We start from the raw sequence: 6637 nt of genomic DNA, 5'->3' as shown, positions 1-6637 counted from the left end.
CAACCCGGCCATCCCCGCACCCGCCAACGAAATCGCCGGATAGCCCCACCCGGCATTAATCACCACACCGCCCAACGCCGCCCCAATCGCATTGCCAAAGTTAAACGCCCCAATATTCACTGCCGACGCCAGATTAGGCGCGTCCTTTGCCGCCTCCATCACCCGCATCTGCAACGGCGGCACCAGGGCAAAACTGGCCACACCCCATATCAAGATGGCCACAGCCGCCGGCAGCGGCCAGCGCATCAGCACGGTAAACGCCAGCAACACCACAATCAGCACGCTCAGCGACACGATCAAGGTGCGGTCTATCGAGCGATCCGCCGCCTTGCCGCCCCACAGGTTGCCGAGGGTCAGGCCTACGCCGAACAGTACGAGCATGGCGGTGATGTAGGCGGTGGAGGCGTGGGTTTCGCTGCTGAGAATCGGCGCGATGTAAGTGAACACGGTGAACATGGCGCCCGAGCCGATGACGGTGAGGGCCAGTGCGCCCAACACCGGGCCACGCCCCAGTACGCGGATTTCGGCCATCACGCTGACGTGTGGCGGCGCCTTGAGGTTGGGCAGGGCGAACCACAGCGCGGCCATGGCGATGACGCCGAGGCCGGTAATGCCCCAGAAGGCGGTGCGCCAGCCGAACAGTTCGCCATACCAGGCGGCCAGCGGCACGCCGCCGATGGTCGCGAGGGTGAGGCCCATAAACATCGCGGCCACCGCGCCGGCGCGTTTCTCCGGGGCGACCACGCTGGCGGCGACCACAGAGCCCACGCCAAAGAATGCGCCGTGGTTCAGTGAGGTCACGATCCTGGCGATCATCAGGCTGTAATAGTCGGTGGCCAGGGCGGACATCAGGTTGCCCAGGGTGAAAATCGCCATCAGCCCGATCAGCAGGTAGCGCCTGGGGATCTTGCCGGTGGTCAGGGTCATCAGTGGCGCGCCGAGCAGCACGCCCATGGCGTATGCACTGACCAACAGGCCGGCGGCGGGAATCGAGACGCCGAGGTCGGCGGCGATGCCCGGTAACATGCCCATGGGGGCGAACTCGGTGACGCCGATGCCAAAGGCACCCATGGCGAGTGCAACGAGGGGTGGATTGATACGCATGGAAGGCTCCTTATCTATGCCGCCAATGCTACGATCCAGCGATTGAAGGCGGTAGATGGCGTTTTTGGCAATCACCTTTGCGTAAGGGGCACAAATGGACTTCAACGGCAGGTCAGGTGAGATGTTGGTATTCGCCAGCGTGGCGCAGGAGGGCAGCCTGTCGGCGGCGGCGCGTGCGTTGGGGCTTACGCCGTCGGCGGTCAGCCGGATTATCGCGCGTGCCGAACAACGCCTTGGCACTCGGCTGCTGTTGCGCACCACCCGCGCGATCACCTTTACCGCCGAGGGCGAGGCGTTCCTGCGCGGTGCGCGGCGTATCCTGGCCGACATGGACGAGGTGGAAGAGGCGATTGCCGACCAGGGCGTGCCGAGGGGTCGGTTGCGGGTCAGCGCCGCCCTGGGCCATGGGCGCATGACGATCGTGCCCTTGGTGGCCGCCTTCAGTGCGCGCTACCCGAACATCGTGGTCGACCTGACCCTGGGCGACGAGGTGGTCGACATTCTTGGCGGCCAGGCCGATGTGGCGATACGCTTTGGCCATTTGCCCGACAGCCCGCTGACCGCGCGCAGGCTCGGCGAAACCGGCCAGGTGGTGGTGGCCTCGCCCGAGTACCTGCAGCGCCACGGCACCCCGCAGCAACCCGAAGACCTGCTGCGGCACAATTGCCTGCGCTTCAACTTCCGGCGTGCCGAACCCAACTGGCCGTTTATGCGCGACGGCCAAGCGTATTCCTTGAAGGTGAGCGGCAACATCGAATGCAGCAGTGGTGAGGCGCTGGCACAGCTTGCGCGTGTGGGCGCCGGTATTGCGCGTATCGGTGAGTTCACCGTCAGCGAAGACCTGCGGCGCGGCGAGTTGATACCGCTGCTGCAAGCCTGGAACCCCGGCGACGTTGAGCCGATTCACGCGGTGTTCGTCGGCGGCGCGGCGATGCCGGCGCGGGTGCGCTTGTTTGTGGACTTTTTGCTCGAGCATCATCAGCTGTAAGCGCCGGCTTGCGGGCACCGTGAGGCGCGGCAATATGAACCATTCTCGTCCACATAATCTGTTGCTGCGAAGGCTTGTAACTGCTTGTATCCTTGCCCGCGAATAAGGGCGAATGGCTGCCGCCGGTGCCCAGGTCCACTGTCCGCTGTTACGGAAAACCGTAGGTTCCAAAGGTAGCAATGTGAAGCGTGATACCCACCTGGTTGTGCTTTTGCTGGCCGTTATCGGTTGCTCCCTGGGGTCATTGACGGTCTGGAAGGTGTTTGCCTCTCGAGATCGCGCCCTGCAGGAGGTGGACGTCCATGGCCTGAACCTTACCCAGGCGCTGTCGACTTATTCCGAAGGCATCGTGCGCCAAAGTGCGCTGCTGTTGCTCGGGCTGGTCGAGCGTCTGGAAACCGAAGGCAGCGGCCCGGTGCAGATTCAGCGGCTAAGTACATTGATCAACCGCCAGCAGCCGCTGATGCCACAGCTCAGTGGTGTCACGATCTACGATAAACAGGGGCACTGGTTGATGTCCTCCAACCGGCCGATTCCTGCGGGCGCCAACAGCACAGACCGTGCCTATTTCATTCATCACCGTGACGATCCTTCCCACGAGATCTTTATCGGCCCGCCGATTATCAGCCGGTCGAATCAGGAATGGGTGATGACCATCAGCCGGCGTTTCAATGATGCGCAGGGAGGTTTTGCCGGTGTGGTGGCGGTGACCTTAGGCATCGAAAACTTCCTGCGCTTGTTTGGCAAGATCGATGTCGGGCAGGACGGCGCGATTGGCTTGTCCCATACAGACGGTACGTTGCTGGCTCGCTATCCGTTTCGCGAGCAGGACATGGGGCGCAACTTTTCCAAGTCGCCCATCTATGTGAAGTACCTGGTTGATCAGTCAGTCGGTACCGCCTCATTTACCTCCAGCCTGGACGGCGTGGAGCGGCTCTACGCCTTTCGCCAGAGCGACCGGCTGCCGCTGATCACCACGGTGGCAATCGGCAAGCACGAAGCCCTCGCCGCGTGGCGCACCGAGGCGCTCTTGTCGGCGGTGGTAGTGGCGGGGCTGCTGGGGCTTACCGGTCTTATCGGCTGGTTTTTGATCCTGGATATCCGTCGGCGCACCGAGGCTGAAGATCAGTTGCGTGAAACCCAGCGGCAGTTGCTCACCTCCAACGGGCAGCTTGAGTTGCTGGCGATGAAGGATGCGCTGACGGGTTTGGCAAACCGGCGCTGCTTTGATGAGAGCCTCGCCAGGGAGGCGCTGCGCGCCAAGCGTGAGGGCACGACGCTGGCATTGCTGATGATCGATATCGACTATTTCAAGCGCTTTAACGACGCTTACGGGCATGTGGCAGGGGACGCATGCCTGCAGACGGTGGGCAGAATCTTCGAGGCGTGCGTAAGGCGGCCGTTAGACCTGGTGGCGCGGTATGGCGGCGAGGAGATGGGCATCATCATGCCGGACACCGACGCTGACGGCGCCGCCGTGGTGGCCCAGCTTATTCTCGACCGGTTGAAGCAAGAGAACATCGTGCACAGCACCAGCCCGTTCGGGCGGCTGACGGCAAGCATCGGCATTGCGACGGCCACCGGGGTTCAGTTGGAGGACTTGCAAGGGTTGGTGGAGGTGGCGGATCAGGCGTTGTACAGCGCCAAGGCGGCGGGTCGTAACCAGTGTGTGACGGGGGCTGGTGACTGGGGTTCACCATTGAACCCCAGTTGAACGGGGCCAGCCCGCTTCAGTCGGTTTGCTTAAACCCCGCTCACCAATTTCCCGCCGTCCATCCGGCGCTTATAAGCACTGTCTCGACTGGCCAACCAGAAGTACAGCGGTGACGTCACCACCAGGCCCACCACCCAGGACAAATCCGCGCCATTGATGTGCTCGGAAATCGGCCCTACATACAGCGGCGTGTTCATAAACGGAATCTGCACTGCAATCCCGATCGCATAGGCCAGCAGCGCCTGTGGGTTGTACTTGCCATAAATCCCGCCATCCACGCGAAAGATCGAGGCAATGTCGTATTTGCCTTTGTGAATCGCGTAGAAGTCGATCAGGTTGATCGCCGTCCACGGCACCAGCACCACCAGCAGCACCAGCACCATGTCGACGAAGTGGCCGATGAAGTCTTTGGAGGCGAACACGGCAGCAATGGCGCACGCGGCCAGCACCAGGGTGGAGATCACTGCGCGGCTTTTGGCGGTGGGGATCCAGCGGTAGGCGAAGGTCTGGATCAGGGTAATGATCGACAACACCGCACCATACAAATTGAGGGCGTTGTGGCTGATCACGCTGAGCAAGAACAGCACCAGCATCAACGGGCCGATGGCGCCGGTGGCGAGTTTTACTGCGTCCATGGTGTCCATGCCCAGCGGGGTGGCAAGCACGGCGACGGCGCCGAAGATAAAGGCCAGGCTGGAGCCGAGGGCGGAGCCCAGGTAGGTGGTCCAGAAGGTCGATGCCACCGGTACGTCGGCCGGCAGGTAGCGCGAGTAGTCGGACACGTAGGGCGCAAAAGCAATCTGCCACAACGCCGCCAGGGATACGGTGGCCAGCCAGCCGGAGATGTTGAAACTGCCACGGGTCAGGAAGTCGGTGGTCTGCACATGGGTGAAGATGTAGCCAAAACCCAGCACGATGCCGGCGCCGAGCACCCAGGTGCCGATGCGGTTGAGCACGTGGATAAAGCGGTAACCGATGATGCCGATGATGCCGGAACCAATGGCGCCGATCACGATGCCGACGGGCACGGGCACGCTGTCGACCACGCCGTGCAGGGATTTACCCGCCAGCACGATGTTGGAGGCGAAAAAGCCGATGTACATGACGCCGGCGATCACCACCACCAGCAGGGCACCCAAGGAGCCGAACTGCGCGCGGCTCTGGATCATTTGCGGGATGCCCATTTGCGGGCCTTGGGCCGAGTGCAGAGCCATCAGCACGCCGCCGACCAGGTGGCCAACCAGGATGGCGACGATGCCCCACACCAGGTTCAAGTGGAATAATTGCACGCCCAGCGCGCCGGTCACGATCGGCAACGGCGCGATGTTGCCGCCGAACCACAGGGTGAACAGGTCTCTTACCTTTCCATGGCGGTCTTCGGGGGGCACGTATCCGATCGTGTGTTTTTCGATAAGCGGGGCGGAGGATGTTGCAGTGGTGACCATGACGAACTCCAAGGCAAGGTGAGTACGTTGACGTACTTCGCTGTGCGCAGCGTGGGCGGCGCTTTGTTGTTGGAGTGATCATCTGCAATGGGCGCAGGGAGGTAAATTAGTAAGTTTGTTGCTATAGACCTTAAAAAATATAGCTCACCGGAATTTTTGCTCCGGTATGTTGCATGGTCTTGAATCAGTGTGAAAAAGCCGATTTTTACGCACTTGTTTGGGGCGAAGCCCCACGTTTCTGGAGGTCCCGATGGCTGCCTATAACCTGCGCCAGCTCAGATATTTTGTCACCACGGCCGAGTGCGGCAGCGTTGCCGAGGCATCGCGCAAGCTGTATATCGCCCAGCCCTCGGTGTCGACCGCGATCAAGCAGCTGGAGGACAGCTTTGGTGTGCAGCTGTTTATCCGTCATCACGCCCAGGGCGTTTCACTCACCCCCAGCGGCGCGCGCTTTTATCGCAAGGCGCTGGAGTTGCTACGGGTAGCCCATGAGTTCGAGCAAAACGCCCTGGCCGACAATGATGTGGTGGCGGGGCAGATCGATATCGGCTGCTTTGAGACGGTGGCACCGTTGTATTTGCCGCGCTTGATCGCGGGGTTCAAGGCGCTGTGGCCTGGGGTGGAAATCCGCATTCGCGACGGCGAGCAGCAAGAGCTGGTGCAGGCGCTGACTGCCGGCAGTATCGATGTGGCGATGCTGTTTGAGCACGACCTGGGCGGCACCATCGAAACCACGCCATTGATGCCGCCGCAGCAGCCCTATGCGTTGTTGCCGGCCGATCACCGCTTTGCGCAGCAGGCCAAGGTGTCGCTGGCGGACCTGGTGCTGGAACCGATGATTTTGCTCGATGTGCTGCCGAGCCGGACCTACTTCGTGAGCATCTTTGAAGAACGCGGGTTAACGCCGAATATCGTGTTCAGCTCGCCGTCCATCGAGATGGTGCGCGGCATGGTAGGGCGCGGGTTTGGCTTTTCGATTCTGGTGACCAAGCCGTTTACCGAGTACACCTACGACGGGCAGAAAGTGGTGTGTGTGCCGTTGGCGGAAACGGTCACCGGTTCAGGATTATCCGCCGTCTGGTTGCGACGGGCACCGTTGACCAAACCGGTGCAGCTGTTTGTGGATTACTGCCGCGAAGAACTCGCAAGACTCCTTGGCTGAATACCTTCTGATAAACACTGAAAATCACCTGTGGGAGCTGGCTTGCCTGCGATAGCGGTGGGCCAGCCGCAAATGTGCCACCTGATACACCGCCATCGCGGGCAAGCCCGGCTCCCACAGGTTGTGCGGTGCCTGGACTGGAACACAGGGCAAAAAATGTGGGAGCTGGCTTGCCTGCGATAGCGGTGGGCCAGCTGAGAATGGGCCATCTGATACACCGCCAT

General features: G+C 61.6%; 5 protein-coding genes. 3 read left to right on the top strand and 2 right to left on the bottom strand.

The genetic code is table 11. The features are described 5' to 3' along the window. The coding region (locus GIW48_RS29470) for an MFS transporter (protein WP_236490697.1) at nucleotides 1–1104 on the bottom strand (1104 nt) is incomplete at its 3' end. 94 nt (nucleotides 1105–1198) lie between these two features. On the opposite strand from GIW48_RS29470, the gene GIW48_RS29465 reads away from it, so the two are divergent. Both GIW48_RS29465 and GIW48_RS29460 read left to right on the top strand, forming a co-directional pair. After that, a complete protein-coding gene (locus GIW48_RS29465; protein WP_017139663.1) occupies nucleotides 1199–2092 on the top strand; it encodes a LysR family transcriptional regulator in 894 nt (297 codons plus the stop codon). A gap of 181 nt (nucleotides 2093–2273) precedes the next feature. Then, complete coding sequence (locus GIW48_RS29460) at nucleotides 2274–3806, top strand: sensor domain-containing diguanylate cyclase (protein WP_236462981.1); 1533 nt, start codon at nucleotides 2274–2276, stop codon at nucleotides 3804–3806. Between the two features lie 29 nt (nucleotides 3807–3835). Here the strand turns inward: GIW48_RS29460 and GIW48_RS29455 are convergent, their stop codons facing one another. Next, on the bottom strand, nucleotides 3836–5251 hold the full coding sequence (locus tag GIW48_RS29455) for a purine-cytosine permease family protein (RefSeq protein ID WP_236462978.1): 1416 nt from the start codon (nucleotides 5249–5251) through the stop codon (nucleotides 3836–3838). Nucleotides 5252–5501: 250 nt separating this feature from the next. Here GIW48_RS29455 and GIW48_RS29450 point away from each other — a divergent pair, with 250 nt between their 5' ends. Then, nucleotides 5502–6413: a LysR substrate-binding domain-containing protein gene (locus GIW48_RS29450; protein WP_010171799.1), complete on the top strand. Its 912-nt coding sequence runs from the start codon at nucleotides 5502–5504 to the stop codon at nucleotides 6411–6413. The last annotated feature ends 224 nt before the right edge of the window (nucleotides 6414–6637 follow it).

Source organism: Pseudomonas sp. PA-6-3C, from assembly GCF_021605825.1.
In the GTDB taxonomy this organism is placed as follows: Bacteria; Pseudomonadota; Gammaproteobacteria; order Pseudomonadales; family Pseudomonadaceae; genus Aquipseudomonas; species Aquipseudomonas edaphica.
Note: the sequence above shows the minus strand (reverse complement) of the source record. Positions and strands in the feature narration are given on the sequence as shown.

Coding starts and splice junctions, on each gene's coding strand:
- GIW48_RS29465 (WP_017139663.1), top strand. CDS start 1,199: ATGGACTTCAACGGCAGGTCAGGTGAGATGTTGGTATTCGCCAGCGTG.
- GIW48_RS29455 (WP_236462978.1), bottom strand. CDS start 5,251: ATGGTCACCACTGCAACATCCTCCGCCCCGCTTATCGAAAAACACACG.
- GIW48_RS29450 (WP_010171799.1), top strand. CDS start 5,502: ATGGCTGCCTATAACCTGCGCCAGCTCAGATATTTTGTCACCACGGCC.